Here is a 17,008-nt window from a genome sequence, read left to right as displayed (position 1 = left end):
CTCGTTGATGCGTAAGCAATGTTCGGAAAGGAGACCGGGGGGCGTTGGATGCGCTCCGGTTTCCCGGCAGACTGCGTGGGGGTCGGCCCAAGTATAGAGGGTCGGGGATGGCTGCCGCTGGATGGCGCCGCATGCCCGCCGGGATGAAGGCGGGCCAACGTTCATGGGATGGAATCGATGGAACGCACGACGATGGCACGGTCGGTCCTGGCTGCGGCGCTGGCGATGGCGCTGACGGCGTGTGGAGGCGGAGGGGGTGGTGGCAACGTGCGTGTTGACCCGCCGCCCACCACGCCGCCGCCTGCCCCGCCGCCGCCGACCACGCCGCCCCCGCCCAAACCGCTGGAGCCGGCCTTCGATGCGCACCTGTCGGTCACCCAGGCGCGCGCCGCGCAGGCCACGGGTGCCACCGGCAGAGGTGTGCGCATCGGCATCGTCGATTCGGGCGTGCAGCGCACGGCCGCCGCGCTGAACGGGCGGGTACTGGCCAACCTCACCTACATCGACCCTGCCCGCAACAACCTGGCGGTGGACGATGTGGTCGGCCATGGCACGGCCGTCGCCAGCCTCGCTGCGGGCGCAGCGGTCGGGCGCTGGCCCGGCGGCATCGCGCCCGGTGCGCAGATCGTGTCGGCGCGGATCATCTCCGACAAGCCGCCGGCAGACGACGGCAGCGGCCAGGGCAATTCGTTCAGCGGCACCCTCGGTGTGGCCCAGGTGCACCGCGACCTGATCAGCTACAACGTCAAGGTGATGAACAATTCCTGGGGCGGTCTGTACTGGACCGACCTGCCCACCACCGCCCAGGTCGCCGGCGAGTACCGGCCTTTCGTCATCAATCACGGCGGGCTGGTGGTGTTCGCCGCGGGCAACGACGCGCGCAGCGAGCCCAGCAGCCTGGCGGCATTGCCGGGCCAGGCGGGCGTGGCAGGCTCGCGGCCGGCTGCGGATCTGGAGCGCGGCTGGCTGGTGGCCACGGCCGTCGATCCCTACGCGCCGGACACGCTGGCCGGTTACGCCAATGCCTGCGGCCAGGCGGCGCGCTACTGTCTGGCGGCGCCGGGCAGCGCGGTCTATCCGGATGACGCGGGCACCAGCTACTTCTGGAACTACGGCACGTCCTTCGCCGCACCTCTGGTGTCGGGCGCGGCCGCGCTGGTGTGGGAGCGGTATCCGTACTTCGACAACAACCTGGTACGGCAGACCCTGCTCGGCACGGCCAAGGACATCGGCGCTCCCGGCGTGGACCCGGTGTTCGGCTACGGCCTGCTCGACATCGGCAGGGCCATCAACGGGCCGGGACGTTTCGACTGGGGCGACGTGATTGCCAATGTCGACGCCGCATCCACCGGTTCGGTCTGGAGCAACGACATCGTCGGCAGTGGCGGCCTGGTCAAGCAGGGCGCCGGCGTGCTGGCGTTGACCGGCAACAGCAGCTACAGCGGTGCCACCCGCATCGAAGGCGGTGTGCTGTCGCTGCGCGATGGCGGCGTGATCCGTTCCGGCGTGAGCATCCTGCCGCAGGCCGATCCATCATCCAGCGGCCTGCAGTTCAATGGCGGCACGCCCCGCGTGGTCGGCAACGTGACCAACGGCAGCAGCGTGTTCCTGACCACCGCCAATACCACGGCGACCATCGAAGGCAACTACGTGCAGCAGGCCGGCGCACAGCTGATGATCGCGCTGGGGGCCAACGCGCTGCAGGTCACCGGCAGCGCCCGTCTGGACGGTGGCGTGCACGTCCACGGATTCGTCGATGGCTACGTGCCGCAGGACGGTACCCGGCAGGATCTGATCCATGCCGCCGCCGGCGTGACCGGCACCTTCAGCACCGCGGCCACATCCAGTGGCCTGCAGGGGCTGGCCCTGCTGCAGACCAGCTATGGCTATGACAGCAACAACGCATGGTTGAACCTGACCCGGATCAGTGTCACCGCCGCTGCGCGTGGGCTCGATGCCGGTGTGCAGACAACTGCGGCGCGGCTGGAAGGCGCGTTCGTCGAACTGGACGGCAACCACGCGTTGCAGGATTCGCCATTCGGTGGCGCAGCGGCCGGCCTGCAGCGCAGCACGGGCCTGGCGGCCACGCTGGAGAGCCTGTCCGGCAAGGCCCACGCACGGGCCGAGGCGGCAACCTTCGACAGCATCGACATGTCGCGACGCGCGGTGGCCGCCCGTTTCGATCGTGTGCAGGCTCTGCCTGCGCTGCGCGGTGCCTGGCAGAGCACGTTGGGCGAAGCAGGGCAGGGCAGTTTCGCCGGCAGCGCGACCGACAGCCGGGGCTGGATGGCGGGTCAGGACGTGCCGCTGGGCAGCCATGGCCTGCTGGGCATGGCGTTCGGTGAAACACGCAGCAACGGTGGCAGTGCCTTCAACGGTGATCGCGGGCAGGACCGCCAGGCGCAGGCGCAGCTGTATGCCGGCTGGAGCGTTGGGCGCGGTTATGCATTGGCACAGTTCGGCACAGGGCGGTTCACCCGCGAACTGGACCGGCAGCTGCTGCTGGGTGCAGGTGCCTACGGCGTTTCCGCGCGCTACGGCGGTCGATTCAGCAGCGCCAGTGTCGAAAGCGGCTATCGCTTCGGCACCGCCGGCGCGTCGTTGACACCGTATGTCGGTGCCAGTGCCACACGGGTGGATACCGCAGCGTTCAACGAGCGCGGCGGCTTCGGTTTCGGCCTGCGGGGTGAAGCCAATCGTGCGCAGCGCAGTCAACTGCTGGCGGGGCTGCGCGGCGAGCGCGGCTGGGGACGCTGGACGCTGCGCGGGCACGCCGAATGGCAGCAGCGCCTTCAGGGCGGCGCCGGGGAGTGGCAGGCCAGCTTCGTCGGTGTCGACGCGTGGGCACTGTTGCCAGGTGCCGACTCACCGCGTGGCAGCGCCCTGCTCGGGCTTGCGCTGGAGTCGTGGTGGGGGCGGAGTGGCCGCCTGAGCCTGGGCATCGATCAGCGTGTCGGCGGTGATGACGCACGGCAAGCGGCACTGCGTTACAGCGCCGGGTTCTGATCCATCATCGGGTTGCCGGCGCCCGGAGGGGCGCCGTGCCGAGGCCCGGCAGGGGCGGTCAACCGCCGCGCAGATTGCCGAGGCGCGGGGTGCTGCGGCCCAGCGGCATCTTCAGCTTGCCGATCGACAGGATGCGGCTCTCGGCGATTCGGTCGGCCGCACGTTGCGGCGCGATGTTCTCGCGCTGCGACAGTTCAAAGATGCGTGTCAGGTTGTGGTAGATGCTGCGGATCAGGCGCATCGCGCGCTCGCGGTTGTAGCCATCGATCTCCAGCGACACGTTCATCACGCCACCGGCATTGACCGCGTAATCGGGTGCGTACAGGATGCCGCGCGCGTGCAGTTCATCGCCGATTTCCAGGCTGGACAGCTGGTTGTTGGCGGTGCCACAGATGATCTTGGCCTTGATCCGCGGCAGGGTGTCGGCATTGATCGAGCCTTCCAGCGCGCACGGCGCGAAGACGTCGGCATTCACTTCGTGGATCTCGTCCGGCTTCACTGCTTCGGCGCCGAAATCGCTGACTGCGCGATCGACCAGGGCCGCATCCAGGTCGGTGACATACAGCTTCGCGCCGCGGTCGCGCAGCAGCTTGACCAGTTCCATGCCGATGTGGCCCAGGCCCTGCACCGCGATGCTGGTCTTGCCCACTTCCTCGTGGCCGAACTTGAAACGCATCGACGCCATCAACGCCTGCAGCGCGCCGTAGGCGGTGAACGGTGCGGGATCTCCGGAGCCGCCATGCACCTGGTGGACGCCGGTCACGAACTGGCTTTCCAGGTAGATGTTCTCCATGTCGTTGACGTCGGTACCGACGTCTTCGGCGGTGATGTAGCGGCCACCCAGCGAATCGACATAGCGACCGAAGGCGCGGAACAGGACTTCGGTCTTGTCCGCTTTCGGATCGCCGATGATCACCGCCTTGCCACCACCGACATTGAGGCCGGCCAGCGCATTCTTGTAGGTCATCGTCCGGCTCAGCCGCAGCACGTCGGCCAGCGCTTCGTCAGTGCTGGCATAGGGACGCATGCGCACGCCGCCCAGGGCCGGGCCCAGGGTGGTGTTGTGGATGGCGATGATCGCCTTCAGGCCGGCGTCATGGCTGTGGCAGAACACCACCTGTTCGTGGCCGGTGGTGGCGAGGGTTTCGAATAGCATGGCGTCTCCGATGGTGCGAACGGCGGCGAACTGCAGCGAACGACCAGTGAACGGTAGGGTCCCAAAACAAAAAAAGCGACGTCGTCGGTGCAGGGGGACGGGTCGCGCGGCGCCATTCTAGTCCATTCCCCGGGCGTCTGCCGTCGACGTCGATGGGCACTGCGGGTTAAAGAAGATGAAAGTGCGGCCGATGCTGCGTCGATGGCCAGTGGCCGGATCGTGTGAAGAGACAGAGACGGGCCATGGCGAGCGCAGTACGACATCGACAGGATCACGGCCGGTGACGCTGGCCTGGGCACGCAGGGTACGCGGCTGGCTTGCGTCGCTGACCGGCGCGGCGCCGTCGCGTCTGTCTGCGGGGCCGCGTCAGGCGGTGGCCGCTGCGGCTGCCCGCCTGCAGGGAGACCCGGTGCCCCCGGGAGAGATCGCCGCGCAGCTGCAGCGTGGCCTGCACGCGCTGGCGCTGTACCCGCGACTGGCGGGCGAGGCCGGCCCTGTCGATGCTGCCAGCGCCGGACTGGCACAGGCGGTGGCGGACGCGCTGCAGGATCGCGACTGGGCGACGCGGCAGCTGCCGCGCCGGCCGCAGCTGCTGCCGCAGCTGATCCAGACCGTCAACGATGATGCCGCCTCGGCACGGGTGATGGCGGCGATCATCGGCCAGGATCCGGTACTCACGGGCAATCTGCTGCGCATCGCCAACAGTCCCGCATACAAGGTGCACGAACGCCCGGTCGAGAGCCTGCAGCGGGCGGTGACCCTGGTCGGCACGGAAGGCGTGCGGCAGATCATCAGTGCGGTGCTGGTGCAGCCGGTGATGCAGGTTCAGTGCGAGCGGTTCCCGCAGTTCAGCACGATCACCTGGGAGCACGCCCTGCTGGCATCGCGTGCTGCTGCCGACCACGCACGCAGCGTGAACTCCGGCGATGCCTTCGCCGCGCAGTGGCTGGGCCTGGTGCAGGGACTCGGTGCGGCGCTGGTGATGCGACAGCTGCTGCAGGAAGCCCAGGCGCGCGGCGAGGACGTGCAGCCGGCCCTGGCCCTGCAGCTGCTGCAGCAGTGGTCGTTGCCGCTGGCACAGCGGGTGGCCGCCGCCTGGGAGCTGCCCGACCCGGTGCACCAGACCCTGGCGGCTGACGCCTCGGGCCCTCTGTCCGACAGCCTGCGGCTGGGCAGCGCAGCGGCGGCGGCGAGCCTGCTGTGCCGGCATGGCCACTCCACCCAGGGCCGCATGCTGGCCCTGCTGGAGCAGCTGCCGTCGGCTCCGCCCCATGCGCTTCGCTGGATCTGGCGGCGCCTGCATGGTCGCAGCGTGGAAACACTGGACGACGCCCCGCATGAAGGCGAGGCCAGGGCACACTGAGCGCTACAGCTGCGATTCCACCGGCAGCCAGCTGATGATCCGCGACAGCCAGCGCTGGCGCCGCGTAGCACCTGGCTCGTCCTCCACCCAGCGCGGCGGAGGCTCACGCTCCAGCCAGCGCAGCCGATCGCGGTTGTCCACTGCCAGCCACCAGCTGTGCCTGGCGTCGGCCAGGCGCAGGTACTCGTCGCGCAGCTGCGCGCCCAGCACGGGATCGTCGAACAGCACCCCCATTTCGGTGTTGAGATAGGCCGAGCGCGGGTCGAGGTTGAAGGAACCGACAAAGCCACGGCGGTCGTCCACCAGGAAGGCCTTGGTGTGCAGGCTGGCCCCGCTGCTGCCGAACAGGCCTGCATCGCCCGCCTGGCCCTGTGCCTTCAGCTCATACAGGTGCACGCCGGCGTTCAGCAGGGGCACGCGGTAGCCCATGTAGCCGCCGTGCACGGCCGCAACGTCGTTGGCGGCAAGGGAGTTGGTCACTATGCCCACGTGCACGCCGCGCGACGCCATTGCCGAGAGCCCGTCCAGGCCCTCGTTGCCCGGCACGAAGTAGGGCGAAATCAACAAGGCCTTGCTGCGCGCAGACTCCAGTTCACCGATCAGCCCGGTAACGAGCCAGCTGCCGCGGTCGTCGTTGCGGTGTTTCATCGGCGGATCCGAGACGATGCGCACGGTGCTGCTCCAGTGCAGCGGCTCGGGGCTGGGACGCTGCCGATGGCGTGATTCGGCCACGCGCGCAAGATAGGGCCGGGCAGCATCGCGCTGCGCTTCATGGTCGGACTCACGCACCAGAAGGCGAAGCTGCGCGTCGGTATGGAAGGCCAGCGCGGAGACCGGAATCGCCGCCGGGCTGTTCCAGTAGTCGTCGAATATCCGGTTCGCCTGTGCAACGGCAGGGCCGGCGACCAGCAGGTCCAGGTCCTGGAAGTTCACATCCGTGCGCGCGCTGAAATACTCCTCGCCGATGTTGCGGCCACCGACGATGGCAACACGGCCATCGGCGATCCAGCTCTTGTTGTGCATGCGGTGGTTCACGCTGAAGAAGCGCTGCACCATCTCCACCATGCGCAGGATGCCGCTGCGGTTGCGGAACGGATTGTAGAGCCGGATCTCGATGTTCGGATGCCGGTCCAGCGCCATCATCAGCGCGTCCTTGTCCTTGGCATTCATGTCGTCGAGCAGGATGCGCACGCGCACCCCGCGCTCGGCGGCGTCATGCAGCGCTCTGGCCATCAGGTGACCGATCAGGTCGTCGTGCCAGATGTAGTACTGCAGGTCCAGACTGCGCCCGGCCTGCGCGGTGATCATCGCGCGCGCCGCGAATGCATCCATGCCATCGCCGAGGAAGGCCACGCCGGATTGCCCGGGGTGCGCCTGCTGTAGCGGCACGACCTGCTGGTCGATGCGGGTCTGCGCCGGTTGTAGCGGCAGGACGTGCGACGGCTCACCGTGCGCCTGTGGCGTCAGGTGGTCGGCCAGCAGCAGTCCGGACAGGACCAGCAGCAGGAGAATGGCGAAGATGATCGCAACGACGCGCAACAGGCGTCGCCATACAGGCGCAGGCGGGCTCATGGCCCCATGCTAGTGGATTGGCGTGCCGCGCGGCGGCGGGCGTCAGAACCGTTCGTCGCTGCCCATGTAGCGCCATTGTCCCGGCGGCAGCGGGCCCAGCGCCACCCGGCCGATGCGCAGGCGGCGCAGGGCGGTGACCTGCAGGCCGGCGGCAGCCACCGCGGTCTTCAGGCCCTTGGCCGTCAGCCCCTTGCCGGCGAAGCGCAGCCGCTGCTCGCTCTGCCAGCTCACCTTGGCTCCGCCCGACTCCTGCTGCAGCCGGGCCAGCAGCCAGGGGCCCCGTTCCGGCCCGCCTTCTGCCACTTCGACCAGATACTCCTGTTCGGTGCGGCCGAGATTGCGCTGCAGGTGGGCCAGCGTGGCCGGGTCCTGGCTGACCACGACCAGGCCGCTGTCTGCCGCGGGCAGGGACGCGGCCAGCTGCAACCCGTGGAAATGGCGCTGCAGTGGCCGGATGCCGCTGGCATCGAGGGCGCTGTGGCTGTTGCTGCTGACCAGCGCACACAGGGTTTCGGCGGCAGCACCGGCCGGCTTGTGCAGCAGCATGCCCACGCGCTCGGCCTTGCTGTCATTGGCCTGTTCATCGAGCACGATCACCGCCGTGTCATCGACCGGGCGCTGTGGCTGTTCGACCACCTCGCCATCGACCGTGACCCAGCCGCCTTCAATGTAGCGCCGCGCTTCGCCGCGCGGGATGCCGAGCAGGGCGGACAAGCGTTTGTCGAGGCGTATCGGTTCCATGGGCGGGCAGGTCGGGCGGGGGCCGCGCAGTGTAGCCCCTGCGCGCGGTCAGCGCTGGCTGCGGTTGGCCAGCTCGGTCAGGTACAGGCGGGTGTCGAATTCCAGTTGCAGGTAATCGGGCTCCATGTGCTGGCAGAGCTGGTAGAAGGCCTTGTTGTGGTCGGCTTCCTTCAGATGCGCCAGCTCGTGCACCACGATCATGCGCAGGAAGGCGGCCGGCGCCTGCCGGAACACGGTGGCGATGCGGATCTCGCGGCTGGCCTTGAGGCGGCTGCCGTGCACGCGGGAAATGGCGGTATGCGTGCCCAATGCATGCTTGATCACTTCCAGCGTGTTGTCGTAGCAGACCTTGTTGAGCGGTACCGACTTGCGCAGGTAGCGGTCTTTCAGCTCCTGGGTGTAGTCGTAGAGCTGACGGTCGCTGCGCACCTCATGGGGCTCGGGATAGCGCTGCTGCAGCCACGGGCCGAGCCGGCCCTGCGCCAGCAGTTCGCTGACCTGGGCGACCAGGGGTTCGGGATAACCGGTGAGGTACTTCAGGACGGCCATGCAGGGGCGGCGGGGCGTCGGTAGAATGGGGGCATCCAAGATTACACGCGGTACGCACCGACCATGGCAAAGCCCAACGCGCTGCAGGAACAATTGCTCAAGGCCGGCCTGGCCAAGAAGTCGCAGGCCAGCGCCGCCGCACGCGAACAGGCCAAGGCGCGCCAGGGCAAGGCTGAATCGACGTCGGCCGAGGTCCAGCGTGAGGCTGAACGCGCCCGCGCCGAGAAGATCGAGCGCGATCGTGCCCTGGCCGCCGAGCGCAACGCACAGGCCAGGCTGGCCGAGCAGAAGGCGCAGGCAAAGCAGATCATCGCCGCCCATGCCGTGCCGCATAAGGGCGAGGACGAGTACCGCTTCAGCGATGGCAGCACGATCCGCACCCTGCTGATCGACCCCAAGCTGCGCAAGGCGCTGTCGGTGGGCGTGCTGGTCATCGTCGCCCAGGGCGAGGGTTACGCGTTGCTGCCCCGTGCTGCGGCGGAGAAGGTGCGCGAGCGCGCGCCGGAAGCCATCGTGGTCGACCACGGGCAGCCGGGCTCGACGGAGGAGATCTCCACCGGCAACGCCGAAGATGATGCCTATTACGCGCAGTTCCAGATTCCTGACGATCTGGTCTGGTAAGCCGCTGCCGCAGGCGTCCCCACGGGCAGACAGGTAGCTGAAGCACGGGCCTGGCGGGGCACTGCCCGGCCTTTTCCGTGGGTGTATCGTCCCCATATCAGGCCACACACCTGCGGAGGACGGATATGGCTACCGGTTGGGCGGGAGATGGCGCGGTCCAGGACCAGATCGACGCGACGGTAGACGATGCGATTGCCCGCGCTCGGCGCCAGCTGCGCCAGGGCCCGGGTCTGGAGCACTGCGAGGAATGCGACGCACCGATTCCGTTGGCGCGGCGCAACGCCGTGCCCGGCGTGCGGCTGTGCGTGGCCTGCCAGCAGGCGCACGATGAGGAAGAGCAGGCGCACAGCAGCTACAACCGTCGCGGCAGCAAAGACAGCCAGCTGCGTTGATGGGGGCGGCTCAGCCGTCGCCCTGGATGCCGCCCGGTGCCTGTGCCGGATCGCGCCAGCGGCGTACGGTGCGCTGGAAGAACAGGTTGTTCGGCAGCTGCAGCACCGTGCCTTCGTGGCCTTCGCCGGTCTCCTGCAACGTGGTGTAGATCAGGTTCACATCGATCACCCGGCCCTTCAGTCCGGGCTTCTCGCCGTTCTCCAGCACCTCGATGTAGTCATGCAGGCGGAACGGGCGGGTAGTGAAGATCAGCAGCGTGCAGAAGATGTTGGAGAGCACGCTCCAGGCCGCGAAGAAGGCCACCGCACCGACGGCTGCAAAGCCCGTGAACGCCGTCCACAGCACTGCCGGTGAGGCCCCCAGCAGGCTCAGGATGTACAGCAGTGCACTGAAATAGACCACGAAACTGGTGATGCGGCGCGCGCCCATCACCATTTCCGGCGGCAGGGTGTAGTGGTCGGCGAAGCGGCGGATCAGGCGGCGCGCCAGCAGCCGCAGCAGCCAGGCGGCCAGCAGGACGAGCGCGATCTGCAGGGCGATGCCCATGTTGTGCAGCCAGGGATGGGTCCAGGCCGGCAGGTGATCCTTCAGCGACAACATCATGGGGCGACAGCAGGTAGCGGTGGTGGTCGCCGATGTTACCCGGCACGTGCCGGCGATTCGACCATCGGCCTCCACGCCAGGCACACCAGCTCCTGGCGCTGCTGCTGCAGGCAGGCCCGGCCGCGCTCCGGGTGGAGCTGCAGCGACAGGCCAAGCACCTGCAGCGCGACGCAGGCAGCGACGGCCAGCAGGGCGGCACACGATGGGCTGGACATGGCGGGCTCCCGGACGGTATTTCACGAAGGACCCTCCATGGATGCAGCGGCCGCCGAAAAGGTTGCATCGTGCCTGGCAGGAATCGGATCTAAACCTTCTGCGGGACTGGCGCATCCAAGGACTATGCTCGACACCACCATGCCCGCACCGCCTGCTGCCTCCGACGCCGTCGACGAACCTGCCCTGGTACGGGCGGCAGCCGGTGGCGATACAGCGGCCTACGAACTGCTGTATCGACGCCATGCGCCACGGGTGTTCGCCGTGCTGTGGAGGCTGTGTGGCGGCCAGCAGGCACGTGCGGAGGATGCGCTGCAGGAAGCGTTCCTGCAGGCATGGAAGGCACTGCCCGGGTTCCGTTTCGAAAGCAGCCTGTCGACCTGGCTGCATCGTCTCGGGGTCAACGCCGCGCTGATGGAACTGCGCGGCCGGGCGGGAGGACACGATCACGACAGCCTGGATGACGTGGACGGTGGTGTACCGGAGCTGGCCGTGCATGACCGCTGCGCCGGCACGGAGCGCGACCTGGAACGTGCGCTGGCGACGCTGCCCCCGCGGGCGCGGGCGGTGCTGGTGCTGCACGACATCGAAGGCTGGAAACACCAGGAAATCGCCGAGCAGCTGCAGATGGCTGTCGGCAGTTCCAAGGCACAGTTGCATCGTGCGCGTGGCTTGCTGCGTGCACGGCTGGGAGACATGACATGACGATGAACGACCCCGACTACGACCACGACCTGATCGCGCGCCTGCGCGCCTTGCCCCGCGAGCGCAGCGTTCCGGAGGACGGCTGGGCGCGGCTGTCGGCCAGCCTGCCACCGCGCGGGTCCGCCCCCGGACCGCTCCCGGCAGCAGGCAAGGTGGTGGCGATGACGCCGCGTCCGCGACGGCGCTGGTGGCTGCCGGTGGGCGCGGCGCTGGCCGCCAGCCTGGCGGTCTACGCGGTGGCACCGTGGTGGCAGTCGCCGCAGGCCACGCCAGCGCCTTCCGGGCTGCAGCTGCAGGCCGCAGCGATGACCGAGCAGTACCAGCAGGCGGTGGCCTCCCTGCCGCAGGGCGGGGCAGCGGAGTGGCAACCGGCCCTGCACGAACTCGACCGCAGCGCGGAGCAGATCCGCGCGGCGATGGCGCAGGATCCACGTGCGCCGCACCTGCTTGGACAGCTCAAGCGCACCTATGCGCTGCGGCTGGAACTGACCCGGCAGGCGGCGCAGGCCGCCGCCGGACTGACAACCTGAGGAGACCCATGATGCGACCCCTTCTTTTCTGCTGCGCCGCGCTGCTGCTGGTACCGGCTGTGGCACTGGCCGACACGCGCGTCGACGAACGCCATGCACTCGCCACCGGTGGCCGGATTGAACTGAGCAACGTGGCCGGCAAGGTCACCGTGCGCGGCTGGGACCGCAACGAGGTCCAGCTCACCGGCAGCCTCAGCGACGGCCTGCAACTACGTCAGGAGAAGAGTGCCAACCGCGTGCGGTGGGAGGTGGAATATCCACGGCGCAGCAACAATGGCGGGGCCACCCTGGTGCTGAACGTGCCGCGCTCGGCGGAACTTCTGCTCAGCACCGTCAGTGCGAGCCAGGACATCAGTGGCATCGATGTGCGTCGGCTGCAGGCCGATACGGTCAGCGGCAGCCTGTCCGCGGCAGGCCGCAGCGGCGACACCAAGCTCAACACGGTCAGCGGCAGCGTCACTGCCCGCCTGCAGACGCCGCGGCTGGACGTGAACACCGTCAGCGGCCGCATTGACGCGGGGGGAGGCGTGTCCGGCGACATCGGTGCGCAGACCGTGTCCGGACGCGTGGATGTCGATGCCGGGCGCATCCAGCGCCTGGCGGTGGAGACGGTGTCAGGCAGCATCGAACTGGCCGCTTCCGGTCTGGCGCCGGGGGGCCGCATCAACGTCGAATCGGTGAGCGCATCGGTCAATCTGCGGTTGCCGCGGACCGTGTCGGCGCAGCTGTCGGTGAACAGCTTCAGCGGCTCGATCAACAGTGATGCCGGCACGGTGGAGCGGCCGCGTTATGGGCCGGGCAGCAATCTCGACACGCGGCTGGGGGGCGGTGACGGCGATATCCGCATCCAGTCGCATTCGGGCAGCGTGCGGGTCCGACTGGACCGCTGAGCGCGGACCGGCAGGCCGCGGCGGCAGCGCCGCCGCGGTCAGGGAGGGTCAGCTGGCTTTCTTCAGCGCCCAGGTCGTACCCAGCACTTCGATCTTGCCACCGGCCTTGCGGAACGCGGCCAGGTCAGACGCGATCGAGTCGCTGCTGACCACAGTACTGGCGGCTGCACCCTTGCGTTCGCTACGGATGCTGTTGTTAGCCTTCGCGGGGGTCTTTGCCTTGCGGGGCATGGTTGCTCCTGTCAGGTGGAAGGGGAGGAAAGCGCACAGGCATCGGCCTGGCGCAGGTAATCCTGCCGCTCGCGGCGGCAGTCATCGCCGCCCATCGAAAACTGGCGGCAGATCGCCGGGCGCTGCGAATAGATCGTGCAGCGCAGGTGATAGGGATCGATCGCCGCGCACCAGCCTTCCTCGTTGCGCGCCATCACGGCCCGGCCGTGGGCGTCGCGCGCGAGGAACTGGCCGGGCACGTGGTCGCCGGGCTGCAGCAGTACCGGCAGCCGGCAACAGACCGCGTCACAACGGCGGCAGTCGATGGGTGCAGGTGCGGCGTCAGGTTGTAAGGCCACAGGGGCCTGGCGGGTGCCCAAAGCGGGTCTCGATGGCGGCTCGGGTGATGCGCGGCCATGAACGAGCCAGGAAGGCACGGCCGCAAGACCCGCGTGGCGGGCCGCGCTGCACCCGGAACACACACCGGCAGGGCCGATGGAAGGTACAGCTGTGGATCAAGCCTACCGAGGGTAGCAAACCCTGCGTAACGTTTTGTTAATCCCGGCTGGCTGCGGCCAGCGCCAGGCCTTGTACCACCCCGAGCGAAGGCTCCCCGTGGACCATCCGGGCACCCGGAAACGCCTCCGCCACGGCCTGGCGCAGGTAGCCCGCACGGGACATGCCACCGGTCAGGAACACCGCGTCCGGGTCGCCGCCGATATCGCTGCGCACCTGGGCCAGCAGCGTGCGGATCTGTTCCAGGTAGCCATGGGCCGCACTGGCCAGGCCGTCGGCACTGCTGTCGGCGTGCAGGTCGCGCTCGATGTAGTCCAGCGTGCTGCGGTGCGTGGCAGACGTGCTCAGGGCGATCTTGGCGCGCTCGACATCACGGTACAGGCGCGCGGTGTTGCCGGTGTCCTGCAGTGCCTGCAGTCGCGGGCCCCAGGGCGCATCGACCGCATCGTAGTTGTGCTGGCGGAAGTCGCGCTGGCGGGTCATGTCCTGCACGGTGGCGGCTTCTACGTAGTGGTGGGCGGGCACGCGGGTGATGCCACGACCGAACAGCGGCATGTAGCTGGACAGGCTCAGGGCCAGGTCGATGTCGGTGCCGCCACGGGCGATGCCCCAGGCACGGTGGATATGCGGGGGCACTGGTCCCCCCACTTCGGCATGGGCGATGTCGGTCGTGCCACCGCCGATGTCGACGATCACGGCCTGGTGCCGTGTCGCGCTTCCGGCGTGATAGTGCATCGCCGCTGCGGCAGGTTCTTCCAGGAAATCGATGCGGTCGAAGCCGGCCTGCGCCGCCGCCTCGCGCAGGATGTCCAGCGCCTGCGCGTTGCCGGCCTCGCCGATCGAGCTGCGGAACTGCACGGGGCGGCCGAGCAGGGCGGTGCGCAGCGGCTGGCCAAGCTGCGCGCTGGCGGTCAGGCGGATGTGCTCAAGGATATGCGCGGCAATGCCGGTAATGGTCTGCTTCGCGCGCGGGTGCAGGTTGTAGCCGAGCATCGACTTGGGGCTCTGCACGAGGTTGCCTTCATGCTCCTCGAAATAGGCTTCCAGCGCGTCATCGCCGTAGATCGCGTTCTGCAGCAGGTCGCTGGCGCTGCGCGCTTCGCGGGCACGGGCTTCCATCCATTCGCGGCGCAGTGCGCGCAGTGCTTCGCGGCGCAGTGCCTGCGGCGGGCGCTCCTGGCCGGCAGCGCGGGCGGCACGCGCTGCGCTGTCGATCATCTGCTCCAGCGCATGCTGTTGGCTGGCATCGGGCTGGAAGTCGTCCGGATCGGGTACCACGCCGGGGAAGTAGACGCTGGTGCGGAACTGTTCGGCATCGCCGAAGCGGATCGGCAACAGGCGACCCTCGTGCACGATGGCGGCGGCAGAATTGCTGGTACCGAAGTCGATGCCGAGGCGCATGCGGAATTCCAGGGACGGACAAGGGCCGCGCACTCTGCTGCAGTTTGCGGTCCGCTGCAAGCGCCCGCCGGCCGCGTCGGGCCGGCAGGGGGAGCGGCCGCGGGAGAACGGGTAAAAAGAGCGGGCGGTTACAATGGCGGCCGTTGATTCATTTTGAGGTACTTGCAATGTCGTCCGTTCCCGCCTGTCCGCAGTGCACCCTGGAAAACACCTATGCCGATGGCGCGCTGTGGATCTGCGCCGATTGCGGCTTCGAATGGACCGCCGAGGAGGGCGCGGGGCAGGCGCTGGTCGTGCGTGACAGCAACGGCAACACCCTGCAGGCCGGCGACACCGTGACCGTGATCAAGGACCTGAAGGTCAAGGGCTCCTCGATTCCGCTCAAGCAGGGCACGGTGATCCGCAACATCCGGCTGGTCGAGGACGATGCGGAGCACATCGAAGGCAACTCGGACAAGATCAAGGGCCTGGTGCTGAAAACCTGCTTCCTCAAGAAGGCCTGACCGGCCCTCAGCGCCTGGCCTGCTGCTGCGCCCGCCAGCGGGCCAGGCTGTCCAGCTTGGCCTGGTAGCGGGCCTGCTGTGGCGCCCCGCCGAGTTCCTGGGCCCGTGTCAGTTCCTTGTCGGCGCGGGCCAGCTGGCCGGCGAGGAAGTACACCCTCGCCAGGCCGAAATGGAACTGGTGTGCGGCATCGTACAGGCGCACCGCCCGGCGGTAGCAGCGGATGGCCTCCGCCAGGTCGCCTGCGCGTTCGGCGCGGGCCCCGAGCATGTACTGGGCAAACGGATCCTCGCGCTGTACGGCGCGCAGGCGGCGCTCCAGCTGCTGCGCTGCTGCCACCAGGCCCAACCGCCGGTAGAGCGCACTGGCGTTGTTCAGTGCCGCATCCTGACGGCCGTCCAGGCGCAGTGCCATTTCCAGCGCACGACGTGCGCCGGCGGTGTCTCCCTTCCGGTTGTCCAGCACGCCCAGGTTGTTCCAGGCCGGTGCGAATCGCGCGTCCTGCGCCACCGCTGCATCGAAGAACACCCGGGCACCGTCCAGATCGTCGCTGGCCATGCGTTCGGCGCCACGATTGTTGTAGAAGTGCGCCAACGCACGGGCACGGTCGATCGGCTGCGGGCCGTGGCGGTCATACAGCACGTTGCGGTCCAGATCGACCGTGCCGAAGCGGCCGCCGACGTCGACCCCGGCATTGACGTGGCCGACGCTGTAGACCACGCCCTGGTCCTGCTCCTGATACCAGGACACCACGCTGCCGACTTCCTGCACCCGGGCCTGGATGCCGGCCTCGCGTGCCAGCGACACGAACAGCAGCGTGAATGCCAGGCAGTTGGCGCGGCGGTACTGCCAGACTTCGCCGACGGTATAGGTCGCGTCGGCGTCGTACTGCAGATCCAGTCCCTGCCGATCGAAGATCATCTCCACCAGGGCCTGCAGGCGCTGGTCGCGCGAGTGGCTGCGCGCGATCACCTGTCGGGTCAGCATCTCGCGCAGTGCCGGTGGAATCGCCAGCACTTCGTCTGCGGTCGGCACGCCTGCCGGCGCGGGGCGGTACTGACCGGCCGGTGCGGCGGCAGGACCGTCCAGGGCGACGGCGGCCGGCGCCGCCAGCGCGAGCAGGGCGAGCAGCAGGAATCGGGTGGCAGGACGTTGCATGGCAATTCCCGGCAGCGGCGGGCGCATCCGCCTGCTGCCGAGTGTAGTCCTGCCCGTGCGCCCGTGCATCGACCGTCGGTCGGCGGCGCGGTCATCCACAGGCGATGTGGACCAGCGCTCGGCAAAGCTGTGGACAACTGTGCTCCGCCCTTGCCGGACGGCGGCTGTGAGTGCGTGGTGAATTATTGTCCAGCTTGCTGGCCGGGGCGTCTGGCAGGATCATGCCGGCATGGACTTCGCCCCGATCCCGCTCGATCCGGCGCAGTGGCAGGCGTTGCAGGACCGATATGCCACGCCGCCACGCGCGTACCATCACTTCGGCCACGTGCGCGCGGTGCTGCAGCACTGCCAGGACGTCGCCGATGGACCGGGTTGGCGGCAGCCCGCCGAGGTCTTTCTGGCCGCGCTTTACCACGATGCGGTCTACGAGGCGGGGCGCAAGGACAACGAGGCACGCTCGGCGGCACTGGCCGTGCAGGCCATCGCGCAGGAGCCTGCGCTGGCGGGCATCGACGCCGCCCGCGTCGAGCAGCTGATCCTGCTGACTGCCCGTCATGGCGAACTCGGTCCTGCGGATGTCGACGCCGAAGCGGCGCTGTTCCTGGATTGCGACATGGCGATCCTGGGCGCGCCTGCACCGGTGTTCGATGCCTACGATCGTGGCGTGGCCGAGGAGTACCAGGGGGTGGTCCCGGGTTTCCTGTACCGCGCCGGCCGCCGCCGCTTCCTGCAGGGGCTGCTGCGCGCACCGCGGATCTTCCTCAGCGACTTCTTCCACCAGCGCCTGGATGCCGCGGCACGCGCAAACCTGCGCCGCCGGCTGGACACCTGAGCGGGGCAGTTACACTGGCGACCTGCATCTGCAAGGTAGCGCCGCCCA

19 protein-coding genes are annotated in these 17,008 nt (G+C 68.7%); 9 read left to right on the top strand and 10 right to left on the bottom strand.

The window, feature by feature from the left end; all coding sequences use genetic code 11:
• Positions 1–177 precede the first annotated feature (177 nt).
• Entirely contained in the window at positions 178–3,006 is a 2,829-nt protein-coding gene (locus tag ACVOKU_RS15360; protein ID WP_481560320.1) for a S8 family serine peptidase, read from the top strand.
• 58 nt (positions 3,007–3,064) lie between these two features.
• Here ACVOKU_RS15360 and ACVOKU_RS15355 read toward each other — a convergent pair whose 3' ends face one another.
• Positions 3,065–4,162 carry a Glu/Leu/Phe/Val dehydrogenase dimerization domain-containing protein gene (locus ACVOKU_RS15355; protein ID WP_053519551.1) on the bottom strand — a complete coding sequence of 366 codons (1,098 nt, stop codon included), beginning with the start codon at positions 4,160–4,162 and terminating at the stop codon, positions 3,065–3,067.
• 280 nt (positions 4,163–4,442) lie between these two features.
• Here ACVOKU_RS15355 and ACVOKU_RS15350 point away from each other — a divergent pair, with 280 nt between their 5' ends.
• On the top strand, positions 4,443–5,525 hold the full coding sequence (locus ACVOKU_RS15350; RefSeq protein WP_481560319.1) for an HDOD domain-containing protein: 1,083 nt from the start codon (positions 4,443–4,445) through the stop codon (positions 5,523–5,525).
• A 3-nt stretch (positions 5,526–5,528) separates the two neighbouring features.
• On the opposite strand, the gene ACVOKU_RS15345 is transcribed toward ACVOKU_RS15350, so the two are convergent.
• From ACVOKU_RS15345 to ACVOKU_RS15335, 3 genes are read right to left on the bottom strand one after another with little or no spacing between them, the layout of a single operon-like run.
• The gene (locus ACVOKU_RS15345) at positions 5,529–7,097 is read right to left on the bottom strand and encodes a phospholipase D family protein (RefSeq protein ID WP_481560318.1); all 1,569 of its coding nucleotides are present in this window, start codon (positions 7,095–7,097) and stop codon (positions 5,529–5,531) included.
• 42 nt (positions 7,098–7,139) lie between these two features.
• Positions 7,140–7,838 (bottom strand): RNA pseudouridine synthase, encoded by a 699-nt coding sequence (locus tag ACVOKU_RS15340; RefSeq protein WP_481560317.1) that lies wholly within the window; start codon positions 7,836–7,838, stop codon positions 7,140–7,142.
• A 48-nt stretch (positions 7,839–7,886) separates the two neighbouring features.
• A complete protein-coding gene (locus ACVOKU_RS15335; protein ID WP_053519555.1) occupies positions 7,887–8,387 on the bottom strand; it encodes a M48 metallopeptidase family protein in 501 nt (166 codons plus the stop codon).
• 63 nt (positions 8,388–8,450) lie between these two features.
• Between ACVOKU_RS15335 and ACVOKU_RS15330 the strand changes: the two genes are divergently transcribed.
• A complete protein-coding gene (locus tag ACVOKU_RS15330) occupies positions 8,451–9,008 on the top strand; it encodes a DUF2058 domain-containing protein (RefSeq protein ID WP_053519556.1) in 558 nt (185 codons plus the stop codon).
• A 125-nt stretch (positions 9,009–9,133) separates the two neighbouring features.
• On the top strand, positions 9,134–9,400 hold the full coding sequence (locus ACVOKU_RS15325) for a DksA/TraR family C4-type zinc finger protein (RefSeq protein WP_053519557.1): 267 nt from the start codon (positions 9,134–9,136) through the stop codon (positions 9,398–9,400).
• 10 nt (positions 9,401–9,410) lie between these two features.
• Here ACVOKU_RS15325 and ACVOKU_RS15320 read toward each other — a convergent pair whose 3' ends face one another.
• A complete protein-coding gene (locus ACVOKU_RS15320; protein WP_080375333.1) occupies positions 9,411–10,004 on the bottom strand; it encodes a mechanosensitive ion channel family protein in 594 nt (197 codons plus the stop codon).
• A 35-nt stretch (positions 10,005–10,039) separates the two neighbouring features.
• On the bottom strand, positions 10,040–10,219 hold the full coding sequence (locus tag ACVOKU_RS15315) for a hypothetical protein (RefSeq protein WP_053519558.1): 180 nt from the start codon (positions 10,217–10,219) through the stop codon (positions 10,040–10,042).
• Positions 10,220–10,343: 124 nt separating this feature from the next.
• Between ACVOKU_RS15315 and ACVOKU_RS15310 the strand changes: the two genes are divergently transcribed.
• Genes ACVOKU_RS15310 through ACVOKU_RS15300 form a run of 3 tightly spaced genes read left to right on the top strand, consistent with a single transcriptional unit; the run spans position 10,344 to position 12,342 of the window.
• Positions 10,344–10,922, top strand: a complete 579-nt coding sequence (locus ACVOKU_RS15310; RefSeq protein WP_065174854.1) for an RNA polymerase sigma factor — start codon at positions 10,344–10,346, stop codon at positions 10,920–10,922.
• The gene (locus ACVOKU_RS15305; protein ID WP_481560316.1) at positions 10,919–11,452 is read left to right on the top strand and encodes a hypothetical protein; all 534 of its coding nucleotides are present in this window, start codon (positions 10,919–10,921) and stop codon (positions 11,450–11,452) included. Before ACVOKU_RS15310 ends, ACVOKU_RS15305 begins: the two co-directional genes overlap by 4 nt.
• Positions 11,453–11,460: 8 nt before the next feature.
• Positions 11,461–12,342: a DUF4097 family beta strand repeat-containing protein gene (locus ACVOKU_RS15300; RefSeq protein WP_481560315.1), complete on the top strand. Its 882-nt coding sequence runs from the start codon at positions 11,461–11,463 to the stop codon at positions 12,340–12,342.
• A gap of 48 nt (positions 12,343–12,390) precedes the next feature.
• Here the strand turns inward: ACVOKU_RS15300 and ACVOKU_RS15295 are convergent, their stop codons facing one another.
• The 3 genes from ACVOKU_RS15295 to ACVOKU_RS15285 form a co-directional block, all read right to left on the bottom strand.
• Positions 12,391–12,573 carry a hypothetical protein gene (locus ACVOKU_RS15295; RefSeq protein ID WP_053519936.1) on the bottom strand — a complete coding sequence of 61 codons (183 nt, stop codon included), beginning with the start codon at positions 12,571–12,573 and terminating at the stop codon, positions 12,391–12,393.
• An 11-nt stretch (positions 12,574–12,584) separates the two neighbouring features.
• Complete coding sequence (locus ACVOKU_RS15290; protein ID WP_080375345.1) at positions 12,585–12,878, bottom strand: YkgJ family cysteine cluster protein; 294 nt, start codon at positions 12,876–12,878, stop codon at positions 12,585–12,587.
• Between the two features lie 229 nt (positions 12,879–13,107).
• Positions 13,108–14,469: an Hsp70 family protein gene (locus ACVOKU_RS15285; RefSeq protein WP_481560314.1), complete on the bottom strand. Its 1,362-nt coding sequence runs from the start codon at positions 14,467–14,469 to the stop codon at positions 13,108–13,110.
• A 167-nt stretch (positions 14,470–14,636) separates the two neighbouring features.
• Here ACVOKU_RS15285 and ACVOKU_RS15280 point away from each other — a divergent pair, with 167 nt between their 5' ends.
• Positions 14,637–14,972, top strand: coding sequence for a zinc ribbon domain-containing protein YjdM (locus ACVOKU_RS15280; protein ID WP_053519938.1), 336 nt, complete (start codon positions 14,637–14,639; stop codon positions 14,970–14,972).
• A 7-nt stretch (positions 14,973–14,979) separates the two neighbouring features.
• Here the strand turns inward: ACVOKU_RS15280 and ACVOKU_RS15275 are convergent, their stop codons facing one another.
• On the bottom strand, positions 14,980–16,128 hold the full coding sequence (locus ACVOKU_RS15275; protein ID WP_481560313.1) for a transglutaminase-like domain-containing protein: 1,149 nt from the start codon (positions 16,126–16,128) through the stop codon (positions 14,980–14,982).
• Positions 16,129–16,357: 229 nt separating this feature from the next.
• Here ACVOKU_RS15275 and ACVOKU_RS15270 point away from each other — a divergent pair, with 229 nt between their 5' ends.
• Positions 16,358–16,960, top strand: a complete 603-nt coding sequence (locus ACVOKU_RS15270) for an HD domain-containing protein (protein WP_053519939.1) — start codon at positions 16,358–16,360, stop codon at positions 16,958–16,960.
• Positions 16,961–17,008 lie beyond the last annotated feature (48 nt).

This window comes from Stenotrophomonas sp. STEN147, assembly GCF_056757995.1.
The sequence above is the reverse complement of the archived record's forward strand: the minus strand, read 5'-3'. Positions and strand labels throughout refer to the sequence as shown.